Origin of the sequence: Pseudomonas sp. MF5691, from assembly GCF_016405645.1 — a bacterium.
In the GTDB taxonomy this organism is placed as follows: Bacteria; Pseudomonadota; Gammaproteobacteria; order Pseudomonadales; family Pseudomonadaceae; genus Aquipseudomonas; species Aquipseudomonas shahriarae.
In genome coordinates this window covers 43,175-68,842 of sequence record NZ_JAEKDC010000025.1, presented here as the reverse complement: position 1 = coordinate 68,842, position 25,668 = coordinate 43,175, and the positions used below count along the sequence as shown (strand labels likewise).

25 protein-coding genes are annotated in these 25,668 nt (G+C 61.6%); 16 read left to right on the top strand and 9 right to left on the bottom strand.

The genetic code is table 11. The features are described 5' to 3' along the window. The first annotated feature begins 455 nt into the window (after positions 1–455). The 6 genes from JFT44_RS24670 (at position 456) to JFT44_RS24645 (ending at position 8,039) form a co-directional block, all read left to right on the top strand. Entirely contained in the window at positions 456–1,208 is a 753-nt protein-coding gene (locus tag JFT44_RS24670; RefSeq protein WP_169960462.1) for a gluconate 2-dehydrogenase subunit 3 family protein, read from the top strand. A 2-nt stretch (positions 1,209–1,210) separates the two neighbouring features. After that, positions 1,211–2,995 carry a GMC family oxidoreductase gene (locus tag JFT44_RS24665; protein WP_057957892.1) on the top strand — a complete coding sequence of 595 codons (1,785 nt, stop codon included), beginning with the start codon at positions 1,211–1,213 and terminating at the stop codon, positions 2,993–2,995. A gap of 12 nt (positions 2,996–3,007) precedes the next feature. After that, complete coding sequence (locus JFT44_RS24660) at positions 3,008–4,303, top strand: cytochrome c (RefSeq protein ID WP_198831324.1); 1,296 nt, start codon at positions 3,008–3,010, stop codon at positions 4,301–4,303. Positions 4,304–4,384: 81 nt separating this feature from the next. Further along, the gene (locus tag JFT44_RS24655) at positions 4,385–5,443 is read left to right on the top strand and encodes a PA0069 family radical SAM protein (protein WP_057957894.1); all 1,059 of its coding nucleotides are present in this window, start codon (positions 4,385–4,387) and stop codon (positions 5,441–5,443) included. A 231-nt stretch (positions 5,444–5,674) separates the two neighbouring features. Further along, the gene (locus JFT44_RS24650) at positions 5,675–6,406 is read left to right on the top strand and encodes a carbonic anhydrase (protein ID WP_057957895.1); all 732 of its coding nucleotides are present in this window, start codon (positions 5,675–5,677) and stop codon (positions 6,404–6,406) included. 85 nt (positions 6,407–6,491) lie between these two features. Beyond that, positions 6,492–8,039 carry a SulP family inorganic anion transporter gene (locus JFT44_RS24645; protein WP_057957896.1) on the top strand — a complete coding sequence of 516 codons (1,548 nt, stop codon included), beginning with the start codon at positions 6,492–6,494 and terminating at the stop codon, positions 8,037–8,039. Between the two features lie 86 nt (positions 8,040–8,125). Here the strand turns inward: JFT44_RS24645 and JFT44_RS24640 are convergent, their stop codons facing one another. Beyond that, entirely contained in the window at positions 8,126–8,773 is a 648-nt protein-coding gene (locus JFT44_RS24640) for a hypothetical protein (RefSeq protein WP_057957897.1), read from the bottom strand. Positions 8,774–9,140: 367 nt separating this feature from the next. On the opposite strand from JFT44_RS24640, the gene coxB reads away from it, so the two are divergent. The 4 genes from coxB to JFT44_RS24620 all read left to right on the top strand — a co-directional run bounded on the left by coxB (position 9,141) and on the right by JFT44_RS24620 (position 13,510). Beyond that, positions 9,141–10,268, top strand: a complete 1,128-nt coding sequence (gene coxB, locus JFT44_RS24635; RefSeq protein ID WP_115127091.1) for a cytochrome c oxidase subunit II — start codon at positions 9,141–9,143, stop codon at positions 10,266–10,268. 58 nt (positions 10,269–10,326) lie between these two features. Then, positions 10,327–11,916: a cytochrome c oxidase subunit I gene (ctaD, locus tag JFT44_RS24630; RefSeq protein WP_057439258.1), complete on the top strand. Its 1,590-nt coding sequence runs from the start codon at positions 10,327–10,329 to the stop codon at positions 11,914–11,916. A gap of 120 nt (positions 11,917–12,036) precedes the next feature. After that, on the top strand, positions 12,037–12,588 hold the full coding sequence (locus JFT44_RS24625) for a cytochrome c oxidase assembly protein (protein WP_057439257.1): 552 nt from the start codon (positions 12,037–12,039) through the stop codon (positions 12,586–12,588). Positions 12,589–12,622: 34 nt separating this feature from the next. After that, the gene (locus JFT44_RS24620) at positions 12,623–13,510 is read left to right on the top strand and encodes a cytochrome c oxidase subunit 3 (protein ID WP_198791847.1); all 888 of its coding nucleotides are present in this window, start codon (positions 12,623–12,625) and stop codon (positions 13,508–13,510) included. A gap of 4 nt (positions 13,511–13,514) precedes the next feature. Here JFT44_RS24620 and JFT44_RS24615 read toward each other — a convergent pair whose 3' ends face one another. After that, positions 13,515–13,718, bottom strand: coding sequence for a twin transmembrane helix small protein (locus JFT44_RS24615; RefSeq protein ID WP_017528731.1), 204 nt, complete (start codon positions 13,716–13,718; stop codon positions 13,515–13,517). 85 nt (positions 13,719–13,803) lie between these two features. On the opposite strand from JFT44_RS24615, the gene JFT44_RS24610 reads away from it, so the two are divergent. From JFT44_RS24610 to JFT44_RS24590, 5 genes are read left to right on the top strand one after another with little or no spacing between them, the layout of a single operon-like run. Continuing rightward, positions 13,804–14,544 (top strand): SURF1 family protein, encoded by a 741-nt coding sequence (locus tag JFT44_RS24610; protein WP_057439256.1) that lies wholly within the window; start codon positions 13,804–13,806, stop codon positions 14,542–14,544. Beyond that, entirely contained in the window at positions 14,510–15,103 is a 594-nt protein-coding gene (locus JFT44_RS24605; RefSeq protein ID WP_115129339.1) for a hypothetical protein, read from the top strand. The genes JFT44_RS24610 and JFT44_RS24605 overlap by 35 nt, the downstream gene beginning before the upstream one ends. A 10-nt stretch (positions 15,104–15,113) precedes the next feature. Further along, positions 15,114–16,193, top strand: a complete 1,080-nt coding sequence (locus JFT44_RS24600; protein ID WP_128593083.1) for a heme A synthase — start codon at positions 15,114–15,116, stop codon at positions 16,191–16,193. Beyond that, entirely contained in the window at positions 16,181–17,080 is a 900-nt protein-coding gene (gene cyoE / locus JFT44_RS24595) for a heme o synthase (RefSeq protein ID WP_057444836.1), read from the top strand. The genes JFT44_RS24600 and cyoE overlap by 13 nt, the downstream gene beginning before the upstream one ends. Next, a complete protein-coding gene (locus JFT44_RS24590; protein ID WP_057439255.1) occupies positions 17,077–17,712 on the top strand; it encodes an SCO family protein in 636 nt (211 codons plus the stop codon). The genes cyoE and JFT44_RS24590 overlap by 4 nt, the downstream gene beginning before the upstream one ends. Before the next feature lie 166 nt (positions 17,713–17,878). Here the strand turns inward: JFT44_RS24590 and JFT44_RS24585 are convergent, their stop codons facing one another. Genes JFT44_RS24585 through JFT44_RS24575 form a run of 3 tightly spaced genes read right to left on the bottom strand, consistent with a single transcriptional unit; the run spans position 17,879 to position 20,384 of the window. Continuing rightward, a complete protein-coding gene (locus JFT44_RS24585; RefSeq protein WP_057444837.1) occupies positions 17,879–18,652 on the bottom strand; it encodes a MetQ/NlpA family ABC transporter substrate-binding protein in 774 nt (257 codons plus the stop codon). A gap of 50 nt (positions 18,653–18,702) precedes the next feature. Further along, a complete protein-coding gene (locus JFT44_RS24580; protein WP_029290333.1) occupies positions 18,703–19,377 on the bottom strand; it encodes a methionine ABC transporter permease in 675 nt (224 codons plus the stop codon). Further along, complete coding sequence (locus tag JFT44_RS24575; RefSeq protein ID WP_057439253.1) at positions 19,377–20,384, bottom strand: methionine ABC transporter ATP-binding protein; 1,008 nt, start codon at positions 20,382–20,384, stop codon at positions 19,377–19,379. The genes JFT44_RS24580 and JFT44_RS24575 overlap by 1 nt, the downstream gene beginning before the upstream one ends. A gap of 235 nt (positions 20,385–20,619) precedes the next feature. Between JFT44_RS24575 and katE the strand changes: the two genes are divergently transcribed. Continuing rightward, on the top strand, positions 20,620–22,791 hold the full coding sequence (gene katE / locus JFT44_RS24570; RefSeq protein WP_269835615.1) for a catalase HPII: 2,172 nt from the start codon (positions 20,620–20,622) through the stop codon (positions 22,789–22,791). A gap of 66 nt (positions 22,792–22,857) precedes the next feature. Here katE and JFT44_RS24565 read toward each other — a convergent pair whose 3' ends face one another. Genes JFT44_RS24565 through zur form a run of 4 tightly spaced genes read right to left on the bottom strand, consistent with a single transcriptional unit; the run spans position 22,858 to position 25,663 of the window. Then, the gene (locus JFT44_RS24565; RefSeq protein ID WP_057439252.1) at positions 22,858–23,577 is read right to left on the bottom strand and encodes a PA5502 family lipoprotein; all 720 of its coding nucleotides are present in this window, start codon (positions 23,575–23,577) and stop codon (positions 22,858–22,860) included. Positions 23,578–23,614: 37 nt separating this feature from the next. Continuing rightward, positions 23,615–24,403: a zinc ABC transporter permease subunit ZnuB gene (gene znuB, locus JFT44_RS24560; protein WP_029290341.1), complete on the bottom strand. Its 789-nt coding sequence runs from the start codon at positions 24,401–24,403 to the stop codon at positions 23,615–23,617. Beyond that, complete coding sequence (znuC, locus tag JFT44_RS24555; protein WP_057444838.1) at positions 24,396–25,181, bottom strand: zinc ABC transporter ATP-binding protein ZnuC; 786 nt, start codon at positions 25,179–25,181, stop codon at positions 24,396–24,398. The genes znuB and znuC overlap by 8 nt, the downstream gene beginning before the upstream one ends. After that, the gene (gene zur, locus JFT44_RS24550; RefSeq protein WP_374068284.1) at positions 25,181–25,663 is read right to left on the bottom strand and encodes a zinc uptake transcriptional repressor Zur; all 483 of its coding nucleotides are present in this window, start codon (positions 25,661–25,663) and stop codon (positions 25,181–25,183) included. Before zur ends, znuC begins: the two co-directional genes overlap by 1 nt. Between the last annotated feature and the right edge of the window lie 5 nt (positions 25,664–25,668).

Sequence of the window (25,668 nt, the reverse complement as noted above, 5' to 3'; positions counted from 1 at the left end):
CATTGCCATGAGAAAAGCTCCGGGTTAGGGTTTACGGGCTTGTCGGGGCTTCACCGTTGCGCTGGCTTGCTTCTATCGTCGGTCATGGCCGATGCATTCCTTATCGGCGCTTTGGTGAAGGGGTGGGGCGAAGTCTCCCACGGTCTGTACTGGCTAGAGTCAGATGCTGGCTTTTAGTCCCACCACCCCTACAAGTCTAACCATACAAGCTGGCTTGCCTGCGATAGCATCACCTCGGTGTCACTGATACACCGAGGCGTCTGCATCGCAGGCAAGCCAGCTCCTACATGAGCCTGTTCCCACATTTTTTTGCGCGCATTTCTCGATTTTCCTGGCTGAAACGGTTCTCTCATTCCTTAGCCTGCTATCATTTGTAACCATTGATTACATCCAAAACGACAAGCCGCTCCATGAAGCGACTGCTCAAACCCGTGACCACATGATGAGGTGCCACCATGTCTGATCAAGATCGAGACAACCCCCGGCGTGACTTTTTGCGCAAATCCTTGACCTTGATCCCGGTGGTCACGGTTGCCAGCACTGGCCTTGGCGGCTCGATGCTGATGGCCACGCCCGAACCTGCCCAGGCCAGCCCGGCCAGCGCGCCCGCCAGCGAAAAGGCCTACGAGCCGAGCTACTTCACCGCTGAGGAGTGGGCCTTTATCAACGCCGCCGTCGCGCGTTTGATCCCTGCTGATGCCCAAGGCCCAGGCGCTTTGGAAGCCGGCGCGCCGGAATATATCGACCGGCAGATGAACACCCCCTACGCCAGTGGCGCCCTGTGGTTTATGCAAGGCCCGTTCAATGCCGACGCCCCGCCCGAGATGGGCTGGCAGAGCAAACTGGTGCCCAGGGAGATCTATCGCCTGGGTATTGCCGCCACGGATTCCTGGTCGAAAGCGTTCAACGGTAAAACATTTGCTGGGCAAGACAGCGCTACCCAGGATGATTTGCTGCGTCGCCTGGAGGCGGGCGGTGCCGAAACCGGCGAGCATTTCGCGGCGGTCCCGCCGAAGATTTTCTTCAATTTGTTGCTGCAAAACACCAAGGAAGGGTTCTTCTGCGACCCGATCCACGGCGGCAACAAAGGCATGGTCGGCTGGACCATGATCGGCTTCCCCGGCGCCCGCGCCGATTTCATGGATTGGGTTGAACGCAACGAGCAATACCCCTTCCCGGCTGTTTCCATCCGCGGCGAGAGGGCATAAACGTGGCGACCATCATGAAGAAAGTGGATGCGGTTATCGTCGGCTTCGGCTGGACAGGCGCGATCATGGCCAAGGAACTGACCGAAGCCGGCTTGCACGTGGTAGCGCTGGAGCGCGGCCCGATGCAGGACACCTACCCGGACGGTAATTACCCACAGGTGATCGACGAACTGACCTACAGCGTGCGCAAAAAGCTGTTCCAGGACATCTCCAAGGAAACCGTGACCATTCGCCATAGCGTGAATGACATTGCCCTGCCCAACCGTCAGTTGGGCGCCTTCCTGCCGGGTAACGGCGTAGGCGGCGCGGGCCTGCACTGGTCGGGTGTGCATTTCCGGGTGGACCCCATCGAATTGCGCATGCGCAGCCACTACGAAGAGCGCTACGGCAAAAATTTCATTCCCAAGGACATGACCATCCAGGACTTCGGCGTCAGCTACGAAGAGCTGGAGCCGTTCTTTGACTACGCCGAAAAAGTCTTCGGCACCTCCGGCCAGGCCTGGACCGTCAAAGGCCAACTGGTGGGTGAAGGCAAGGGCGGCAACCCTTATGCGCCGGATCGCTCCAGCCATTTCCCACTGGAGTCGCAGAAAAACACCTACTCGGCGCAGTTGTTCCAGCACGCGGCCAACGCCGTGGGCTATAAGCCCTACAACCTGCCTTCGGCCAATACCTCGGGGCCCTACACCAACCCCTATGGTGCGCAGATGGGGCCGTGCAACTTCTGTGGTTTTTGCAGCGGGTATGTCTGCTACATGTACTCCAAGGCATCGCCCAACGTGAACATCCTGCCGGCTCTGCGCCAGGTGCCGAACTTTGAGCTGCGGCCAAATTCCCACGTGCTCAAGGTCAATCTCGACAGCACCAAGCGCAAAGCCACTGGCGTGACCTATATCGACGCCCAGGGCCGGGAGATCGAGCAACCGGCGGACCTGGTGATTCTTGGCGCCTTCCAGTTCCACAACGTGCGCCTGATGCTGCTCTCGGGCATCGGCAAGCCCTACGACCCGATCACGGGCGAAGGGGTGGTGGGCAAGAACTTCGCCTACCAGAACATGGCCACCATCAAGGCCTACTTCGACAAAGACGTGCATACCAACAACTTCATCGGCGCTGGCGGCAATGGCGTGGCGGTGGACGATTTCAACGCCGATAACTTCGACCATGGTCCCCATGGCTTCGTCGGCGGCTCGCCGATGTGGGTCAACCAGGCGGGCAGCCGGCCGATTGCCGGCACCTCCAACCCGCCGGGCACGCCGGCCTGGGGCAGTGCGTGGAAGCGCGCCACCGCCGATTACTACACCCACCAGGTGTCGATGGACGCCCACGGAGCCCATCAATCCTACCGGGGCAACTACCTCGATCTGGACCCGGTTTACCGTGATGCCTACGGCCTGCCGCTGCTGCGCATGACCTTCGACTGGCAGGAAAACGACATCAAGATGAACCGCTTCATGGTCGAAAAAATGGGCAAGATCGCCGAAGCGATGAACCCCAAGGCGATTGCCGTGCTCGGCAAGAAGGTCGGCGATCACTTCAACACCGCGTCCTACCAGACCACCCACCTCAACGGTGGCGCGATCATGGGGACCGACCCGAAGACCAGTGCGTTGAACCGCTACCTGCAGTGCTGGGATGTGCACAACGTGTTTGTCCCAGGTGCATCTGCTTTCCCACAAGGCCTGGGCTACAACCCTACGGGCCTGGTGGCGGCGCTGACCTATTGGTCGGCCCGGGCGATTCGCGAGCAGTACCTGAAAAACCCCGGCCCGCTGGTTCAGGCATAAGGAGCGACGACCATGAAAGCATTTGTTATCGCGACCCTGGCCCTGTTCAGCAGTTGCTCGGTGAGCGCGGCTGAAACTGATCTGATCAAACAAGGCGAATACCTGGCCCGCGCCGGTGACTGCGTGGCCTGCCACACCGCCAAGGGCGGCAAGCCGTTTGCCGGTGGCCTGCCGATGGAAACCCCGATCGGCGTGATCTACTCCACCAACATCACCCCGGACAAAACCGGCCTGGGGGACTACAGCTTTGAAGACTTCGACAAGGCCGTGCGCCATGGCGTCGCCAAAAGCGGTAGTACCCTTTACCCGGCGATGCCCTACCCGTCTTACGCTCGCGTCAGCGAAACCGATATGCAGGCGCTGTATGCGTACTTCATGAAAGGGGTGGAGCCGGTCGCCCAGCCGAACCAGGACAGCGACATTCCCTGGCCCTTGAGCATGCGCTGGCCCCTGGCCGCATGGCGCTGGATGTTCGCACCCGAGGTGGCCGACTACCAGGCCCCGGCCGATACCGACCCGGTAATCAGCCGTGGCGCCTACCTGGTGGAAGGTCTCGGCCACTGTGGCGCCTGCCACACCCCGCGCGCTCTGACCATGCAGGAAAAGGCCCTGAGCGCGTCTGAAGGTTCTGCGTTCCTGTCGGGCAGTGCGCCGCTGGAAGGCTGGATCGCCAAAAGCCTGCGCGGTGACCACAAGGATGGCCTGGGCAGTTGGAGCGAAGAGCAGCTGGTGCAGTTTCTCAAGACCGGCCGCAGTGATCGCAGCGCGGTGTTTGGCGGCATGAGCGACGTTGTAGTCCACAGCATGCAGTACATGTCTGAAGACGACCTGACCGCTATCGCCCGTTACCTCAAGAGCCTGCCGGCAGTCGACCCCAAGGATCAGCCGCACCAATACGACAAGCAGGTGGCCGAGGCGCTGTGGAAGGGCGATGACAGCCGGCCGGGCGCGGCGGTGTACATCGACAACTGCGCGGCCTGCCATCGTACCGATGGTCATGGCTATACCCGGGTGTTCCCGGCGCTGGCGGGCAATCCGGTATTGCAGACGGCGGATGCCAAATCGTTGATCAACATTGTGTTGAATGGCGGAACCCTGCCGGCCACTCACGCCGCGCCTTCCGCCTTCACCATGCCGGCCTTTGCCTGGCGCCTGTCGGATCAGGAAGTGGCGGATGTGGTGAGTTTTATCCGTGGCAGCTGGGGTAACCAGGGGGCGCCGGTGAAGGCTGGCGACGTGGCCGACCTGCGCAGAAGCGATAAACACACCACCTCGGGCGACGATCTGGGGCAAGTGACGAGTCACTGATTCAGCCTTTGCCGCCCAACGGCACTGGTCAGAGACGCTGCGCCTCGATACTGTATATAAAAACAGTATCGAGGCGCTTGTATGTCCACTCCTCTGCCGCCGCGCGGGCGAGGCACCGCCACCAACCTGCACAATCGCTTTGCGCCCACGGTCAGTGTGGCCGAGGACGACGGTTGGTATCAGGAAGTACCGCCGACCCAGGGCACCGAAGTGCGCATCGAGACGGCGAAGACCATCATCACCCGCAACACCTCGCCGGACCTACCGTTCGACCGCTCCATCAACCCTTACAGGGGGTGTGAGCACGGTTGTATCTATTGTTATGCGCGGCCCAGCCATGCCTACTGGGACATGTCCCCGGGCCTGGACTTTGAAACCAAGCTGATCGCCAAGAGCAACGCCGCCCAGGTGCTGGAGCAACAATTGTCCAAGCCCGGCTACGTGTGCGCGCCGATCAATTTGGGCTCCAATACGGACCCGTATCAACCCATCGAACGTGAATACCAGATCACCCGGCAAACCCTGGAGGTGCTGCTGCGCTATCGCCACCCGGTGACTATCGTGACCAAGGGGTCGTTGATCCTGCGTGACCTTGACCTGCTCACGGAGCTGGCCCGCCAGCGGCTGGTGGCGGTGATGATCAGCCTCACCAGCCTGGACGATGAACTCAAGCGCATCCTCGAGCCCCGTGCGGCGGCGCCCAAGGCGCGGCTGCGGGCGATTCGGGTAATGCGCGAGGCGGGTATCCCGGTGGGTGTGCTGTGTTCGCCAATGATTCCGATGATCAACGACAGTGAACTGGAAAGCCTGCTGGCCGAAGCCCATGCCGCCGGGGCGCAGAGCGCGGCCTATATGATGCTGCGCCTGCCCCTTGAAGTAGCGCCGCTGTTCGAGGAATGGCTGGCGGCCCATTATCCGCAGCGAGCGGCCCATGTGATGAGCCTGGTCCGCCAGGTACGTGGCGGGGAAGTCTATGACAGCCGCTTCGGCGTGCGCATGCGCGGTGAGGGGCCGTTTGCCGATTTGCTGGCGCAACGATTTGCCAAGGCGATCAAGCGCTTGGGGCTCAATCGTCGGGAAGGGTTCAATCTTGATTGCAGTGCATTCTGTCCGCCCGGCAGGCAGTTGGCTTTGTTGTAGACTGACACAAAAGCGCGTGTTGCCCGGCCAGGGTGGTCGCGTTTTGACATCACTGAAACCCGCGAGATAGAGCGGTTGATTCAGTTTGAGTTAAGTTTCGGCAGGTACCTTGTTCATCAAGTGACTGGTGGGTCGGCGGCACTGGCTGGGTGGTTTCCATGTGTTGTTTCCCGGTGATCGCGCGTCGACCTGAACTACAAGACTCTCCTGCCCCAACCACGAGGATGAATCATGAGTGACAAGGATAAACAGCCGTTGGCTGCGTCGGCTTCAGCCCCTCACGAGGCGGAGTCCGCCGATGCAGCGCTGCAGCACATTGTTGATGGTTTTTTGCATTTCCATAATGAGGTCTTCCCCCAGCAGGAAGAGCTCTTCAAGAAGCTCGCCACGGCCCAGAGCCCACGGGCGATGTTTATCACCTGTGCCGACTCGCGCATTGTTCCGGAACTGATCACCCAGAGCTCCCCGGGCGATCTGTTCGTGACCCGTAACGTAGGTAACGTCGTGCCGCCCTATGGGCAGATGAACGGCGGTGTGTCCACGGCCATCGAGTACGCGGTGCTGGCGCTTGGCGTGCAGCACATTATTGTCTGCGGCCACTCCGATTGTGGCGCCATGCGGGCAGTGCTCAACCCCCAGAGCCTGGAAAAAATGCCCACGGTCAAAGCCTGGCTGCGCCACGCCGAGGTCGCCAAGACCATGGTCCAGGACAACTGTGATTGCGCCAACGAAGGCGAAAGCATGCAGGTGCTGACCGAAGAAAACGTCATCGCCCAGTTGCAACACTTGCGCACCCACCCCTCCGTGGCTTCGCGCATGGCCAACGGTCATTTGTTTATCCATGGCTGGATCTACAACATCGAGACCAGTGAAATCAAAGCCTACGACGCGGATCAGGCCACATTCCGGCCGTTGAGCGGTTCCGGACCGATCCCTTCGGCGACGCCCAAAGCCCGCTTCTAAAACAATCCCCTGCCGGGTAATGCGATGGCTGCCATGGATGCAGCCAGGCCTTGCCACGCCCGGCGAATGCCTCGGGAGAGTCATCATGCGTGCAGCTCAATTAAAAACAGTGCTGCCACGGGAGCTGTTGGCTTCGGTGGTGGTGTTTCTGGTGGCCTTGCCCTTGTGCATGGGGATCGCCATTGCCTCGGGCATGCCCCCGGCCAAGGGCCTGCTTACCGGGATCATTGGTGGCCTGGTGGTGGGCTGGCTGGCCGGCTCGCCCCTGCAAGTCAGCGGGCCGGCGGCCGGCTTGGCGGTGTTGGTGTTCGAACTGGTGCGCCAGCACGGCATGCTGATGCTCGGGCCGATCCTGTTGTTGGCCGGCTTCCTGCAACTGGTGGCCGGGCGCCTGCGCCTGGGCTGCTGGTTCCGGGTGACGGCGCCGGCGGTGGTCTACGGCATGCTGGCGGGGATCGGAGTGTTGATTGTCCTGTCGCAGGTCCACGTGATGCTCGATGGGGCGCCCAAACCCTCCGGGCTGGATAACCTCGCCGGCTTTCCCGCCGCAGTGGCCCAGGCCATTCCCAGCCTGGGTGGCGGGCTCGGTTGGCAAGCCGGTCTGCTGGGCCTGGCGACCATGCTGGTGATGTGGTTGTGGGACCGGTTTCGCCCGCAAAAACTGCGTTTTGTGCCGGGGGCATTGCTCGGCGTGGGCCTGGCGACCGCGACCAGCCTGGCGCTGGCCCTGCAGGTCAAGCGCGTTGAGGTGCCAGAAAACCTTGCCGACGCAATTGATTGGCTGCGCCCCAGCGACCTGTTGAACCTGGCCGACCCCAACCTGTTGATCGCGGCCTTCGCGGTGGCCTTTATTGCCAGTGCCGAAACTCTGCTCTCGGCGGCAGCAGTGGACCGCATGCATAACGGCCAACGCTCGGACTTCGACAAGGAATTATCCGCCCAGGGTGTAGGCAACATGCTGTGCGGTCTGGTGGGTGCATTGCCCATGACCGGCGTGATTGTGCGCAGCTCGGCCAACGTCCAGGCGGGGGCGACCACGCGTTTGTCGGCGATGTTCCACGGTCTCTGGCTGCTGGCCTTTGTGTTGCTGCTGTCGAGCGTGCTGCAGAGCATTCCGGTGGCGAGCCTGGCGGGTGTGCTGGTGTACACCGGGATCAAGCTGGTGGATCTCAAGGCTTTCCGTGGCCTGGGGCGCTATGGCCGGATGCCGATGTTCACCTACGCGGCCACGGCCCTGGCGATCATCTTTACCGACTTGCTGACGGGCGTGCTGGTGGGCTTCGGCCTGACCCTGGTGAAACTGGCGTGGAAGGCATCACGCTTGAAAGTCAGCCTGGTCGACCTGCCCGAGGACGGTGAAATGGAGTTGCGACTGGTGGGGGCGGCGACCTTTCTCAAGGTGCCTGCATTGACCCAGGTGCTGGCGATCGTGCCGGCGGGGACCACCGTGCATGTGCCGCTCAATAACCTGAGCTACGTGGACCATTCGTGTCTGGAGTTGCTGGAGGAATGGGGGCGGGCCAATGCGGCGAAGGGTTCGAAGTTGGTGATCGAGGCGCGGGGGTTGAAGCGTCGATTGGAAGGGCGGATACGTACCACGACGCGGATTGGTTCGGCCCCGTCAGTGGGCTGACGAAACCGGATAAAAAAATGTGGGCGCGGCGGTGCGACGATTCGACTTGCCCGCTCCCACATTTGTTCTATGCCTGGCAGGAAAACTCAGGCCGGCTGATCCAGCTCCAACTCCACACCCAACTGGCGCGACAGGCACGGCCAGCGTTTCCACGCGGCTTCCGTTGCCGGGCTCTTGAGCTGCTCGCGATAGGCCTCGACGGACTCCAGGGCGAAGCTCTCTTCATTGAGCATTTCATCCACCGCCAGGTGCACGGCTTCGTCCAGTTGATTGGCGAAATCTTCGCCGATCAACTGGTGGGCAATCACATTGGCAACGGTGGTGTCCGCCGGAATCAAGGGCTGGCCGAAATGCTTGATATACAGATCGTTGACTTCTTCCACCAGCCGATGGGCCAGGTAGGCCTCGTCCAGCAGGCCGTTCAGGCCTTCATGGGCGGCCAGGATCGCGGGTGGCTGCAGAAAGAAGTGCTCGGCAATTTTCAGCACCGGCTTGATCTGGCTTTCAATTCCGGCTTCCCGGGCCACGTCGTTGGCGGCATCCAGCAGGTCCGGGACCTGGGCGATGTAGGCGCTGACGAAACGTGTCATCACCGCGTTACGATCACCCTCGGCCAGGGAAATGGCCGAGTGCAGGTGCGGTAACTGTGCGTCCAGTTGTTTAGCCAACAGGCCGGTGGATGCTTCGTGTTGATGGGCACGGGAAATCTGCTCGCGCAATGCGGCGGTGTTCATGAAAGCTCCAGTAATACGGGCGTAGGAAAGGGGATTGCATAAGGTAGCTCGTTTATACGAGCCCCTAAGATGCATTTGTCATAATTATTTCATGGTTATGCATCGCTGTTATATCGAATCGCCATCGTTCGTCGGATAGGCCTTCAATCTGCGGGCTGGCCAGCGCCGTTCGTCTCTTTTCACTGATTTGTCCCCTCACATTGCGGGGTCGCAGTCGCTGTCTATACTCGGGGTTGTACGCAATTAGCTGATGACGCCCGACTGCATTAGGCAGGCAAGGCTTGGCGGATGTAAGCAGTTTGGAAGCCGCCCCCTTGGCCGCAGGTGCAAACCGGCGGGATAACAAGAACGATAAGGGGAACCCGCAATGACGCGACATCCACATGTTTGGATGGGCTTACTCTTGTGGTCAGTATTCAGCCAGGCGCAGGCCGCCTGGACGGTGAATATGGCACCAGGGGCCACGGAAGTCAGTCACGCCGTATTCGACCTGCACATGACCATTTTCTGGATCTGTGTGGTGATCGGCATCATCGTGTTTGGCGCCATGTTCTGGTCGATGATTATGCATCGACGTTCCACGGGCCAGGTGGCGGCCAAGTTCCACGAAAGTACGACGGTGGAAATTCTCTGGACCGTGGTGCCCTTGCTGATCCTCGTCGCCATGGCCATTCCGGCGACCAAGACCCTGATCAACATCTACGACAGCAGTGAGTCGGATATCGATATCCAGGTCACCGGCTATCAGTGGAAGTGGCACTACAAATACCTGGGCCAGGACGTCGAGTTCTTCAGCAACCTGGCCACCCCCGCCGAGCAGATCCACAACCAGGCCACCAAGGGCGAACACTACCTGCTGGAAGTCGACCAGCCGCTGGTGCTGCCAGTGGGCGCCAAGGTGCGCTTTTTGGTGACTGCCGCTGATGTGATCCACTCTTGGTGGGTGCCGGCGTTTGCGGTCAAACGCGATGCCATCCCCGGCTTCGTCAACGAGGCCTGGACCCGGGTCGAGAAGCCCGGTATCTACCGTGGCCAGTGCGCGGAGCTGTGCGGCAAAGACCACGGCTTCATGCCCATCGTGGTCGAGGTCAAGTCCAAGGCCGACTACGCCACCTGGCTCGGCGAGCGCAAGGAGGAAGCTGCCAAGCTCAAGGAGCTGACCTCCAAAGAGTGGACACTCGAAGAGCTGGTGGCCCGTGGCGACAAGGTCTACCACACCGCCTGCGTAGCCTGTCACCAGGCCGAAGGCCAGGGCCTGCCGCCGATGTTCCCGGCGCTCAAAGGCTCGAAGATCGCCACTGGACCGGCGGCAGACCACCTGAGCATCGTCTACCACGGCAAGCCCGGTACAGCGATGGCGGCCTTCGGCAAGCAACTGTCGGAAGTCGATATTGCAGCGGTCGTGACTTACGAGCGTAACGCCTGGGGTAACAACAAAGGCGACATGGTCACGCCTAAAGACGTGCTGGCCATCAAACAGGCGGAAAGCAAATGAACCTCTTCATTGCGTATGCCCTGAACCGCCCCGCCCATCTGCTTGCAGGAGAACGGTCATGAGCACTGTGATTGATGACCACGGTCATGCCGCTGACCACGCCCACGGTCCCGCCAAGGGCTTGATGCGCTGGGTGCTGACCACCAACCACAAAGATATCGGGACCATGTACCTGTGGTTCAGCTTCGCCATGTTCCTGCTGGGTGGTTCGTTCGCCATGGTGATCCGCGCCGAGCTGTTCCAGCCGGGCCTGCAGATCGTCGAGCCGGCGTTCTTCAACCAGATGACCACCATGCATGGCCTGATCATGGTGTTTGGCGCGGTGATGCCGGCGTTTGTCGGCCTGGCCAACTGGATGATCCCGCTGATGATCGGCGCACCGGACATGGCCCTGCCGCGCATGAACAACTTCAGCTTCTGGCTGCTGCCGGCGGCGTTCCTGCTGCTGGTCTCGACGTTGTTCAGCCCGGGCGGTGGGCCGAACTTTGGCTGGACCTTCTACGCCCCGCTCTCTACCACTTACGCCCCGGAAAGCGTGACGTTCTTTATCTTTGCCATCCACCTGATGGGCATCAGCTCGATCATGGGCGCGATCAACGTGGTCGCGACCATCCTCAACCTACGCGCACCCGGCATGACGCTGATGAAGATGCCGCTGTTTGTCTGGACCTGGCTGATCACCGCCTTCTTGCTGATTGCAGTGATGCCGGTACTGGCCGGTTGCGTGACCATGATGCTGATGGATATCCACTTCGGCACCAGCTTCTTCAGCGCCGCTGGCGGCGGTGACCCGGTGCTGTTCCAGCATGTGTTCTGGTTCTTCGGCCATCCCGAGGTGTACATCATGATCCTGCCGGCCTTCGGTGCCGTCAGCTCGATCATCCCGACCTTCTCGCGCAAGCCGCTGTTTGGCTACACCTCAATGGTCTACGCCACGGCGAGCATCGCGTTCCTGTCGTTTATCGTGTGGGCGCACCATATGTTCGTGGTGGGCATTCCGTTGGTGGGCGAGTTGTTCTTCATGTACGCCACCCTGCTGATCGCGGTGCCCACCGGGGTCAAGGTGTTCAACTGGGTCAGCACCATGTGGCAAGGCTCGCTGACCTTTGAGACGCCGATGCTGTTTGCCGTGGCCTTTGTGATCCTGTTCACCATTGGCGGCTTTTCCGGGTTGATGCTGGCCATTGCCCCGGCGGACTTCCAGTACCACGACACCTACTTTGTGGTGGCGCATTTCCATTACGTACTGGTGCCCGGCGCAATCTTCGGGATCTTCGCCTCGGCCTACTACTGGCTGCCGAAATGGACCGGCCATATGTACGACGAAACCCTGGGCAAGCTGCACTTCTGGCTGTCGTTCGTGGGGATGAACATGGCGTTCTTCCCCATGCACTTCGTGGGGCTGGCCGGCATGCCGCGGCGGGTGCCGGACTACAACCTGCAGTTCGCCGACTTCAACATGGTGTCGTCGATTGGCGCCTTTATGTTCGGTGCCACGCAGATCTTCTTCCTGTTTATCGTGATCAAGTGCATCCGTGGCGGCCAGCCGGCACCGGCCAAGCCGTGGGATGGCGCCGAAGGGCTGGAGTGGAGCATTCCTTCACCGGCGCCCTACCACACCTTCACCACGCCGCCGGAGGTCAAATGAACCCGGTCATGAAAACACTCCCGATCCCCTTTGGGAGCGGGCTTGCCCGCGATGGCTGCCTCAAGATCCCTGTAGAGCTTGAGGGCCTCATCGCGAAGCCAGCTCGCCCAGGTGGGCGTCATGGCTGACTCCGTACCTCTCAACCGCCTGGTCACGCGCCTGCTTATCCTGGTGCTGGCGATGTTCGCCTTCGGCTTTGCCCTGGTGCCGATCTACGACGTGATGTGCAAAGCGTTTGGCATCAACGGCAAGACCGCCGGGCAGTACGAGGGCTCGCAGGTGGTCGACCCCTCGCGCCAGATACGGGTGCAGTTCCTGTCGACCAATGCCATCGATATGGTCTGGGAATTCCACTCCAGGGCCGACGAAATCGTGGTCCATCCCGGTGCGGTCAACGAGATGGTGTTCGTGGCCTTCAACCCCACCGACAAGCCGATGACAGCCCAGGCGATCCCGAGTATTTCCCCGGCCGAAGCGGCGATGTACTTCCACAAGACCGAGTGTTTTTGCTTCACCCAGCAAGTGCTGCAGCCGGGAGAGCGCATCGAGATGCCGGTGCGCTTCATTGTCGACCGCGACATGCCCAAGGATGTGAAGCATTTGACCCTGGCGTACACGCTGTTCGATATCACTGCGCGCCAACCGCCCGTGGCTGTCCATACCGGCGGCTAGGCGTGCCTGCGGGCTCGATTAGGAGAACGGATACATGTCGACTCATGATACGTACTACGTACCAGCGCAAAGCAAATGGCCAATAATTGCCACGTTTGGGCTGTTGATCACCGTGTATGGCCTGGGTATGTGGTTCAACGACCTTAAGGCGGCGCGCCCGGAATCCCACGGCCCGCTGATCTTTTTCGTTGGCAGCCTGCTGCTGGCCTACATGATGTTTGGCTGGTTTGGCGCGGTGATCAAAGAAAGCCGCGCCGGCTTGTACAGCGCGCAGATGGACCGCTCGTTCCGCTGGGGCATGACCTGGTTCATCTTCTCCGAGGTGATGTTTTTCATCGCGTTCTTTGGCGCGCTGTTCTATGTGCGGCATATGTCGGCGCCGTGGCTCGCCGGTGAGGGCTCCAAGGGCATTGCCCATATGCTGTGGCCCAACTTCGAGTTCGCCTGGCCGCTGCTCAACAACCCGGATCCCAAGCTGTTCCCGGCGCCGGAAGGCACCATCAGCCCGTGGGGCCTGCCGTTGGTCAACACCATCTTGCTGGTGAGCTCCAGCGTGACCATCACCATCGCCCACCACGCCCTGCGCAAGGGCCATCGCGGCGCGCTGAAGATCTGGCTGGCGATTACCGTGTTGTTGGGGGTGGCGTTCCTCGGCTTCCAGGCTGAGGAATACATCCACGCCTATAAAGAGCTGGGCCTGACGCTGGGGTCCGGGGTGTATGGCGCGACGTTCTTCATGCTCACCGGCTTTCACGGCGCCCACGTGACCATCGGCACGATCATTTTGTTCGTGATGCTGATGCGCATCCTCAAGGGGCATTTCAATGCCGAGCACCAGTTCGGTTTCGAAGCGGCCAGTTGGTATTGGCACTTTGTCGACGTGGTGTGGATCGGGTTGTTTTTCTTCGTCTACGTGCTGTAGCGACTTACCAGGGGGCGTGGGAAACCAGCTGGCCGCTGAAGAACCCCCAGGTGATCAGCGCCAGGGTGATCACGGCCAGCACCACACGCACGGTCAAGGCGGTGACGAGGCGATTGGAGTGGCCTTCGTCCTTGACCAGAAAGAACAAGCCACTGAACAGGCTCACTACAGTAGCGATCAGCATCAGGGCAATAGCGGCTTTGAGCATGGTCAGGCTCCAGGGCTCTTTATTTTGAGGGGCGGGCAATGAGATTCAGTATAGCCAGCGCAGCATCGACCTTCGCGGTAACGCCATGAAACGCTTTCGCCCCGGGATTGCACCGACCCTGGTGGTGCTGGTGTTGCTGCCGTTGATGGTGTTCCTGGGTTTTTGGCAGTTGTCCCGTGGCCAGGAAAAACAGGCGCTGCTCCAGAGTTACGCCGAGCGCCGGGCGGCGCAGCCTCTCAGCGTTGCGCAACTGGCGGCGGTGGCTGATCCGGCCTTTCGCCGGGTGCAGTTGCGCGGGGAGTTCGATGCCGGGCACAGCGTGCTGCTGGATAACCGCATGCGCGACGGCAAGGCCGGCGTCGAGTTGCTGCAACCCTTTCATGACCAGGCCAGCGGCCAGTGGCTGTTGCTCAATCGCGGCTGGCTGCCGTGGCCGGATCGGCGCACGCCGCCAGCTTTCACCACCCCCGACCAACCTTTGAATATCAACGCCTGGGTGTATGTCGCCCCCGGCGAGACGTTCCAGCTACACGCCGACCCGGCAGCCGCGCAATGGCCGCGCCTGCTGACGGCGCTGCACCCGCAGGCGCTGTGGGCCGAGCTGGAGCGCAGCGGGTTTGCCTTTGAACTACGGGCCGAAGCGGGCCCGGCGACCTATGAAACCCAATGGCCGGTGGTGGCCATGGGGCCGGAAAAACACGTGGGGTATGCCGTGCAGTGGTTCGCCATGGCGCTGGCGTTGCTGGGCCTTTACCTCTACCTCGGCTGGCACAACGCAAGGGAGAAGCACCATGGGAGCGGCCATGAATCCACTCAACATGTCTGACACGCCAGCGGCGCCCAATCGCAGCAAGGGGCGCTGGCAACTGATTCTGATCCTGCTGATGGTGATCGGCCCGATGGTGCTGGCGACCCTGATGTACAAGTGGCAGTTCTGGGTGCCGGATAACCGCAGTGATCATGGCGAGATGATCGGCAACGGCCAGACCCGCGCCGATATCGGCGTACAGGCCGACGAGGGGCGCTGGCAATTGCTGGTGACCGCACCCGCGGCCTGCGCCGCCGATTGCCAGCAGTTGGTCTACCTCGCGCGCCAACTGCAGATCGGCCTGGGGCGTGATGCGTCCCGTGCCAGCCATGCCCTGGCCAGTGCGCAGCCGGTCAGCGCCGCGTACGAGGCCAAGCTCAAAGCCGAATACCCGCAATTGCGGCGCTTGCCCCTGGACCTGCCGACCTTCAAGCAAAATGCCGCCGCGCCGGGCGATGCGCAACTGTGGATCGTTGACCCCCACGGCAACCTGGTGCTGCGCTATGACGCGCGGGTCAAGGGCAAGGATCTGCTCAACGACCTGCGCCACCTGCTGAAACTGTCGAATATCGGATAAGGGCATCGTCATGGCCAAACCTGGATTTCGCCTCGCGCTGTTTGCCACCCTGCTGGCGCTGATTGTGGTGCTGCTGGGCGCCTACACGCGCCTGACCCATGCCGGCCTCGGTTGCCCGGACTGGCCGGGTTGCTATGGCTTTATCAGCGTGCCGAAAAGCGAGGCCCAGTTGGCCCATGCCGAGTTGCACTTCCCGGACACGCCGGTGGAGGCCGACAAAGGCTGGAACGAGATGGTCCATCGCTATGCGGCGGGCACCCTGGGGTTGTTGATCGCGCTGTTGGCCACCCGCGCCTGGACCCATCGCCGGCATCCGGGGCAGCCGTTGAAGCTGCCGCTGTTCCTGCTGGTTGTGGTGTTTGCCCAGGCAGCCTTTGGCATGTGGACGGTGACGCTCAAGCTCTGGCCGCAGGTGGTCACTGGGCATTTGCTGGGTGGCTTCGCGACGTTAAGCCTGTTGTTTCTGTTGACCCTGCGTCTGTCCGGGGTGTTGCCGGCGCTGATCGTGCCCCGGCGTTTGCAGTATTGGGCCACCGCCGGCCTGGTGCTGGTGATCGGGCAGATCGCCCTCGGCGGCTGGGTCAGTTCCAACTATGCGGCGGTGGCCTGTATCGACTTGCCGACCTGCCATGGCGAGTGGTGGCCGGCGGCGGATTTTGCCAATGGCTTTCACCTGACCCAGCATATCGGCCCCAACTACCTGGGCGGGCAACTGGACAGTGATGCGCGTACGGCGATTCACCTGACCCATCGCCTGGGCGCGCTGGTGGTGACTGTGGCGCTGCTGGGCCTGGCCTGGCAGCTCAAGGCGGTGGGCATGACCCGCCTGGCGGGCCTGCTGCTGGTCGCCCTGGCCGTGCAGATCGGCCTGGGCCTGAGCAATGTGTACTTTCATTTGCCGCTGCCGGTGGCGGTCGCCCATAACGCCGGCGGTGCAGCGTTGCTGCTGACCCTGGTGCTGGTCAATTACCACGCCCGTACCAGCCTGGTGCGGGTCCGCCATCAAGTGCCGTTCGGTTGGCGCTTCAGCCCGCGCAAGCACGTGTCGGGTCTGATTACCCTTAAAGGAGAGATGCCATGGCGACCTTGATTGGCGAGCGTCACAGCCAGGCGATCTGGCGCGACTACCTGGAGCTGACCAAGCCCAAGGTGGTGGTGCTGATGTTGATCACCTCGCTGGTGGGTATGTTTCTCGCCACCCGCGCCGGGGTGCCGTGGACGGTGCTGATCTTCGGCAACCTGGGGATTGCCCTGTGTGCCGGCGGCGCAGCGGCGGTCAACCATGTGGTGGACCGGCGCATCGACGCGCTGATGGCGCGCACCCATAAGCGGCCGCTGGCGGAAGGCCGGGTGTCGCCGGCCGCCGCGCTGACATTTGCCCTGGCGCTGGCGGTGGCCGGGCTGGGCTTGTTACTGGCGTTTACCAACCCACTGGCGGCCTGGCTGACCTTGGCCTCACTGCTGGGCTATGCGGTGATCTACACCGGTTTTCTCAAGCGGGCGACGCCACAGAACATCGTGATCGGCGGCCTGGCCGGCGCGGCGCCGCCGTTGCTCGGTTGGGTGGCGGTCACCGGGCATGTGAGTGCCGAGCCGTTGTTGCTGGTGCTGATTATCTTCGCCTGGACCCCGCCGCACTTCTGGGCCCTGGCCATCCATCGCAAGGAGGAGTACGCCAAGGCCGATATCCCGATGCTGCCGGTGACCCACGGCGAGCACTACACCAAGGTGCATATCCTGCTCTACACCTTCGCGCTGCTGGCGGTGAGCCTGATGCCCTATGTGATCCATATGAGCGGGCTGTTGTACCTGGGGTGTGCGCTGGTTCTGGGCGCGCGCTTTCTGCAATGGGCCTGGGTGCTGTACCGTGGCAGTCGGCCGCACGCGGCGATCAATACCTTCAAGTACTCTATCTGGTACCTGTTTTTGCTATTTATCGCCCTGCTCGTAGACCACTACTTATTGTTGAACCTATGACTCGAACTCAAAAAACTGTCTTTATCCTGGTGGCCCTGGTGGCGTTGATCATGGGCCTGACCGTCAACAAAGTGCTGTCTGGCAAGGGCCAGGGCGACCCCACGGCATTGATCGACGCGGGCATTATCCTGCTGCCGCAAAGCCGCCAGCTGCCGCCTGTGACCATGACCAACCAGGACGGCCAGCCGGTACTGGTCAATGAGTTGAAGGGCAAGTGGAGCGTGCTGTTCTTTGGCTACACCTTCTGCCCGGACATTTGCCCGACCACCCTCGCCCAGTTGCGGCAGATCAAGAGCGAGCTGCCCAAGGACGTGGTGGATAAGCTGCAAGTGATCCTGGTCAGCGTTGACCCGCATCGCGACACGCCGACTCAGCTCAAGCAATACCTGAGCTACTTCGATCCGCAATTTGCAGGCCTGACCGGGGCGAATGTGGAAGAGGTGCAGAAGGTCTCGAATGCCGTGAGCATTCCGTTTATTCCGGCGGATACCAGCAAGCCGAACTACACCGTCGACCATAGCGGTAACTTGGCGTTGATCGGCCCGGACGGCACCCAGCGCGGGTTTATTCGTGCGCCGTTGAACAACCAGAAGCTGGTGGCGCAGTTGCCGGGGTTGTTGCAGCGCAACTGAGCCGAACGGCTATTTTGCTGACCATACAAAACAAATGTGGGAGCGGGCTTGCTCGCGATAGCATCACCGCGGTGTAACTGATACACCGCGGCGCCTGCATCGCGAGCAAACCCGCTCCCACATAAAGCTGCTCCCACATTCTGAACTGCGGTGTGTTGGAGCCCGATCAGAACGCCGGCAGGATCGCCCCTTTGTACTTCTCGTTGATGAATTTCTTCACTTCCGGGGTCTTCAGGGCTTTGACCAGCTTCTGCACCGCGTCCGAATCCTTGTTGTCCTCGCGGGTCACCAGGATGTTGACGTAAGGCGAGTCGTTGCCTTCGATCGCCAGGGCATCCTTGGAAGGGTCCAGCTTGGCTTCCAGGGCGTAGTTGGTGTTGATCAGCGCCAGGTCGACCTGGGTCAGCACGCGCGGCAGGGTGGCGGCTTCCAGTTCGCGGAATTTCAGACCTTTTTCGTTGCCGGTGATGTCCTTGATGGTCGACAGGATATCGGTCGGGTTCTTCAAGGTGATCAGGCCCTGGTTGGCCAGCAGCAACAGCGCGCGGCCGCCGTTGGTGGCGTCGTTAGGGATCACTACATTGGCACCGTTCGGCAGCTCGGCCAGGGTCTTGTACTTGCTGGAGTACGCGCCCAGTGGCTCCAGGTGCACGCCGGCGACGCTGACCAAGTGGGTGCCCTTGGCCTTGTTGAACTCATCCAGGTACGGCTGGTGCTGGAAGAAGTTGGCGTCCAGGCGCTTCTCGGCCACTTGTACGTTCGGCTGCACGTAGTCGGTGAACACCTTGACCTTCAGGTCCACGCCTTGCGCGGCCAGGGCCGGCTTCACGAATTCAAGGATTTCCGCGTGCGGCACCGGTGTGGCGGCGACCGTCAGGGTTTCGGCGGCGTGGGCGGAAAACGCGGCAACCGCGGCGAAAGCAACCAGTAGTTTTTTCATCCAACAAGCTCCTTGTTCGGGCATCTGCCGGCGGGGGCCGGCAATCGCCTTTATTTTCGAGAGTAGTGTGTCACCAGCTTATCGCCGATGGTTTGCAGAATCTGCACCAGCACAATCAACATCACCACGGTCACGACCATGACGTCATCCTGGAAGCGCTGGTAGCCATAACGGATCGCCAGGTCGCCCAGACCGCCGGCCCCCACCACACCCGCCATGGCGGTGTAGCCCACCAGGGCAATGGCGGTCACGGTGATTGCAGCAATGATGCCCGGCTTTGCCTCGGGCAGCAGCGCCTTGGTGATGATCTGCCGTGTGGTGGCGCCCATGGCCTGGGTCGCCTCGATGATGCCGCGATCGACCTCGCGCAGGGCGGTTTCCACCAGCCGTGCGAAGAACGTCGAAGCGCCTACCACCAGCGGTGGAATCGCACCGGCCACGCCCAGCGAAGTGCCGGTGAGGAACACCGTGGTGGGGATCATCACGATCAACAGAATGATAAACGGCAGAGAGCGGATGGCGTTGACCACGAATGCCAGGGCGGCATAAGTGGTTTTCTGCTCCAGCAACTGCCGTGGGCTGAAAAGAAACAGCAGGATGCCCAGTGGCAGGCCGACCAGGACGGTGAAAAACAGCGAGGTGCTGAGCATCAGCATGGTGTCGCTGGTGGCAACCCAGATATCAGCCCAGTCGACGTTGTCGAAGTAATGCAGTAGCACGTCCATTAACGCAGGACCTCCATATGCACATCGGCTGCGGTAAAGCGCGCGAACGCCGCTTCCATGTCACCGCCGGTGATGGCCAGGGTCAGTTGCCCGTAAGGGGTATCTTTGATGTGGTCGATACGACCGGCGAGGATGCTGTAGTCCACACCCGTTTCGCGGGCGACGGTACCCAGCAGTGGCGCGTAGGTCGCTTCGCCCTGGAACGTCAGGCGCACGATGCGGCCTGGCACATGGGCGAACACATCACGCTGCTCGCCTTCATCGACCTGCTCGGCTTCCTGCACAAAGCGCTTGGTGGTCGGGTGCTTGGGGTGCAGGAACACGTCGGCCACCGGGCCTTGCTCGACAATCACCCCGGCGTCCATCACGGCGACCTGGTCGCAGACACGGCGGATCACGTCCATTTCATGGGTGATCAACACGATGGTCAGCTTCAACTCGCGGTTGATCTCGGCCAGCAGTTGCAGGACCGAGGCGGTGGTCTGCGGGTCGAGGGCACTGGTGGCTTCGTCGCACAGCAGGATTTTCGGTTTGGTGGCCAGGGCGCGGGCGATACCGACGCGCTGCTTCTGGCCGCCGGACAACTGCGCCGGGTACTTCTTGGCATGGTCTGCGAGGCCGACCCGGTCCAGCAGCTCGGCCACGCGCGCATCAATCTCGCGGCGCGACAGTTCGCCCGCCAGGGTCAGTGGCAGCGCGACGTTGTCGGCGACGGTCTTGGAGGCCAGCAGGTTGAAGTGCTGGAAGATCATCCCGACCTGCTGCCGGAAACGGCGCAGGCCGTTGGCATCCAGGGCGGTGACTTCTTCGTCATCGACCTTGATCTGGCCGCCCGAAGGCTCTTCCAGACGATTGATCAGGCGCAGCAGGGTACTTTTTCCCGCGCCGGAATGGCCAATGAGGCCAAACACCTGGCCGTTCTCGACGCGCAGGCTGGTGGGGTGCAGTGCGGGAATATCCTTGCCGGCGACCCGGTAGGTTTTATGGACGTTATGAAACTCGATCACGTAGCGAACCTTGTGGGGCGCATTGAAAAGGGATCAGCGGTTAGCCGGGCGCGCATTTTAGCCTGTCCGTATAGCGTTTCTTAGCATTTATTTCGTATTCAACCAGCGATTTGGCAATAAGGCGATCAAAGGTCATAAAAAAGGAACGGTAAAAAATCCCGTCAGTCACTACTTAAGCAACTCGATTTCCCGGGTGCCGTGCCCGGGGTTTTGCTCACACGAGCCAGGGACCGCTCTGGCCTACGCAAACGAGGAGTTTTGTCTGATGAGTACCAAAAAACCCGCTACGCCGCCCAAGAGCGAGCTTGCAGGCACCGATACCCTGGACCGTGGCAACACCAATGCCAAGCTGCAAAGCCTGGAAAAATTCCGTTCCGACGCCACTGGCCAGGCGCTGCGCACCAACCAGGGGGTGAAAATCTCCGATAACCAGAACACCCTGAAAGCCGGCGCCCGGGGGCCTTCGCTGCTGGAAGATTTCATCATGCGTGAAAAAATCACGCACTTTGACCATGAACGTATCCCGGAGCGCATCGTGCACGCCCGCGGCACTGGCGCCCATGGCTACTTCCAGACCTATGAAAACCATTCGGCGCTGACCAAGGCGGGTTTCCTGCGTGACCCAGGCCGTAAAACCCCGGTGTTCACGCGTTTTTCCACAGTGCAGGGCCCGCGTGGTTCAGGCGATACGGTGCGTGACGTGCGCGGCTTTGCCGTGAAGTTCTTCACCGACGAAGGCAACTTCGACCTGGTGGGCAACAACATGCCGGTATTTTTCATTCAGGACGCGATCAAGTTTCCTGACTTCGTGCATGCGGTAAAGCCTGAGCCGCACAACGAAATTCCTACCGGCGGCTCGGCTCACGACACGTTCTGGGATTTTGTCTCGCTGCAGCCGGAATCGGCGCACATGGTGATCTGGGCGATGTCCGACCGCGCCATTCCAAAAAGCCTGCGCAGCATGCAGGGTTTTGGGGTGCACACGTTCCGTCTGGTGAATGCCGAGGGTCAATCCAACTTCGTCAAATTCCACTGGCGCCCGACAGCGGGTACCTGCTCCCTGGTGTGGGACGAAGCGCAAAAGTTGGCCGGTAAAGATACCGACTACCACCGTCGCGATCTGTGGGATGCGATCGAGATGGGCGATTACCCGGAGTGGGAATTGGGCGTACAGGTGATTCCGGAAGATAAGGAGCACGCGTTCGATTTCGATATCCTCGACCCGACCAAGTTGATTCCGGAAGAGTTGGTGCCCATCACCCCGCTAGGCAAGATGGTGCTCAATCGCAACCCGGACAACTTCTTCGCTGAAGTTGAACAGGTCGCGTTCTGCCCAGGCCATATCGTGCCGGGTATCGACTTCTCCAATGACCCGCTGCTGCAAGGTCGGTTGTTTTCCTACACCGACACACAGATCAGCCGTCTAGGTGGCCCGAACTTTCACCAGTTGCCGATCAACCAGCCGCTGACGCCCCTGCATAACAACCAGCGCGATGCCATGCACCGCAGCACCGTCGATAAAGGCCGCGCGTCCTATGAGCCGAACTCTATTGATGGCGGCTGGCCGAAAGAAACCCCGCCGGCAGCACAGGACGGCGGTTTCGAGTCGTACCCGGAGCGCATCGACGCGCACAAGATCCGTGAGCGCAGTGAATCGTTCAGCGACCATTTCTCCCAGGCGCGCCTGTTCTTCAACAGCATGAGCACGCACGAGCAGGAGCACATCATCGCGGCCTACAGCTTTGAGCTGGGCAAGGTCGAGCGTGAGTTTATCCGCGCGCGTCAGGTCAATGAGATCCTGGCCAATATCGACCTGGGCCTGGCCAAGCGCGTGGCCGAGAACCTGGGCCTGCCGGCGCCGAAAAAAGGCACCGTGCCGGTGCGCAAGACCGCACCGGAGCGTTCGCCGGCCTTGAGCCAGGCCAACCTGCTGTCGGGGGATATCAAGACGCGCAAGGTGGCGATCCTGGCGGCCAATGGTGTGGATGGTGCCGCGATTGCCGCGCTGAAAAAGGCGCTGGCCGCAGAAGGCGCCCATGCCAAGTTGCTTGGGCCGACCTCGGCGCCGGTGACCACCGCCGATGGCAAGAGCCTGGCGGTGGATGCCTCGATGGAAGGCCTGCCGTCAGTCGCGTTCGATGCGGTGTTTGTGCCGGGTGGGGCGAAGTCGACCCAGGCGTTGAGCGGCGACGGTGTGGCGTTGCATTACCTGCTGGAGGCGTACAAGCATTTGAAGGCGATTGCCTTGGCGGGTGAGGCGAAGCAGTTGCTGCAGGTGCTCAAGCTGGAGGCGGATGCGGGACTGATTGTCGGCGGGGATGCCAAGGCGTTGAAGGCGTTTATTGCGGCGATTGCCCAGCATCGGGTCTGGGAACGCGAGCCTAGGGCCAAGGCGGTTCCGGCTTAAGTCATTGGTAGTTTGATAGGGCGCCATCGCGGGCAAGTCGAATCGTCGCACTGCCCGCGACTGGCTTCAGTCGGCTTTACGCGGAATCAACACAACCTGCGCCGGAATATGCCTGAGGATCTGCCGATGAATCTTCAGGTCGTACCCTGAATCAATCCGCTTCACCCGTTTAGTCAGCAGCGTGTTCAGCCACGGGTAATCCTCGGTGCGCGGCACCTGGATGCTCACATCACACTGGTAATTCACCACATCGGTGGCGATGGCATCCAGTTGATGGCGCAATTCCTGGATATCCGTGAGGTTCAGCGCCACCGTGGTGCTTTCGGCGGTGGGGTCGATGACCTTGGCTGGCGGCTTGGCTTCGGCGGCTTTCAGGGCGGCCTCGGCTTTATCCAGCTCGGCCTTGCGCGCGTGGGCGATGGCGTTGTTGACCCCACCGGTCAGCGCGGGAGCCTTGGGCATCAACGCCCGGGCGCGGCTCAAGGCCGTAGCGGCGGCGTTGACATCGCCTTTTTGCAGGACGATCTGGCTGCGCTGCAAATAGGCCTCGGCCAGTTGGCGCTGATACGGCTCGAGTGCCGGGTCGTCGGGCGATTGGGCCTGCAACGCGGCGAGTTGGTCCTCGGCGGTGGCCAGCTCACTGCTGGCCAGGTTTTGTTCCAGCTGTGCAATGGCCACAGCGCGCGCATCCGGCACCTCGGGGGCGACGGGCGGGGTGCTTTGGCAGGCGCCCAGCAGCAGGGAAAATGCGGCAAGGAGCAGATAACGGGAGGTGAACGGCTTCATTCCTGCGACTCTCTAATTGCGCAAAAAGCGAGCAAGTCTACACCCCTCGACGGGGCAGGACAAAACTCAGCAGAAACAGTGCGGCGGCCGTGACCACAATCGACGGCCCGGCCGGGGTGTCCTTGAACCAGGACAGTGCCAGGCCACCACACACGGCAAGCATCCCCAGCAAACTGGCGCCAACCGCCATCTGTTCCGGCGAGCGTGCATGACGCTGGGCGGCGGCGGCGGGGATGATCAATAGCGACGTGATCAACAATACGCCGACTATCTTCATTGCGACAGCAATCACCACCGCGATCAGCAACATCAGGGTCATGCGCAGCGCTGGTACGGGCAGGCCTTCGACAGTGGCCAGCTGTTCGTGGACGGTAATTGCCAGCAGCGGTCGCCACAGGGCTACCAGCAGAATCAGCACCGCAGCGCTGCCGCCGAGAATCCAGGCGAGGTCCGTGGGGCTGATGGCCAGCAGGTCGCCGAACAGATAGGCCATCAGGTCGATCCGCACTTCATGCATAAAGCTCAGCACCACCAGGCCCAGGGACAGGGTGCTCGGCGCAAGGATCCCCAGCAGCGTGTCCGATGCCAGTGGCTGGCGCTGTTGCAGGGTCACCAGCAGCACCGCCAGCAGCAGGCAGCCGACGGTCACGGCAATGGTCGGGCTGACGTCCAGCAAAAAGCCCAGGGCCACGCCGAGCAAGGCGGCGTGGGACAAGGTGTCGCCAAAGTAGGCCATGCGTCGCCAGACCACGAACGAACCCAGCGGGCCCGCCACCAGCGCCAGAGCCAAGCCTGCAAGCAGGGCATAGAGCAGAAAATCAGCCATGCTTGCAGCCATCTCCGTGGACGTGGGTATGAGGGGCAGTCGGATCGGCGACCACGGCGCCATGCAGGTCGTGGGCATGGTCGTGACGGTGGTGGTAGATCGCCAGGCTCTGGGCGTTTTTGCCGAACAGCTCGACGAACGCCGGGTCGCCGCTGACCTGCTCCGGGTGGCCGGAGCAGCAGACGTGGCGATTGAGGCAGACTACTTGGTCGGTGGTGCTCATCACCAGGTGCAGGTCATGGGACACCATCAGCACGCCGCAGCCATGCCGGTCGCGCAGGCGGGTGATCAGGCTGTAGAGCTCGGCCTGGCCGGCGACGTCGACGCCCTGCACCGGTTCATCGAGCACCAGCAATTCGGGTTCGCGCAGCAGGGCGCGGGCCAGCAGCACGCGCTGCATTTCGCCGCCGGAGATGCTTTGGACCGGGCTGTCGATGACCTGCTCGGCACCCACTTCCTTGAGCGCAGCCTGGGCGCGAGTGCGGTCCACGCCCGGTACCAGGCGCAGGAAACGCAGCACCGAGAGCGGCAAGGTCGGATCGACGTGCAGTTTTTGCGGCATGTAGCCGATGCGCAGCTTGGGCTTGCGCCAGACACTGCCGCTATCGGGCTTGAGCAGCCCCAGTACCGCGCGTACGAGGGTGGTCTTGCCGGCGCCGTTAGGGCCGATCAGGGTGACGATCTGCCCCGGCTCGACGCTCAGGTCAATGTTGTCCAGCACGTTCTGGTCGGCGAACGTGACGCCGACCTGTTCCAGGCGGATCAGCGCAGTGCTCATCAAGCCCCCTGGCAGCCCGAGCAGATGCCAACCACTTCGACGGTCTGCCCTTCGACTCGGAAGCCGACATCGCCGGCACTCTTGATAATCGCGTCGCTGATGCTTTTTTGTTCAAGTTCGATGGCGGAGTGGCATTCGCGGCAGATCAGGAACTGGCCCTGATGCGCGTGTTCCGGGTGGTTGCAGCCGACAAACGCGTTCAACGAGGCGATGCGGTGCACCAGGCCATTTTCCAGCAGGAAGTCCAGCGCACGGTACACCGTGGGCGGCGCGGCGCGGCGGCCGTCCTGCTCGCTGAGCACGCCGAGAATGTCGTAGGCACCCAGTGGCTTGTGGCTCTGCCACACCAGTTCCAGCACCCGCCGACGCAGGGCGGTCAGGCGCAGGCCTTGGCGTGCGCACAGGGCATCGGCCTCCGACAGTGCGTTGTGCACGCAGTGAGAGTGGTCGTGGGGACGGCTGGCAAGCGGTGTTTTAGGCATGAGCG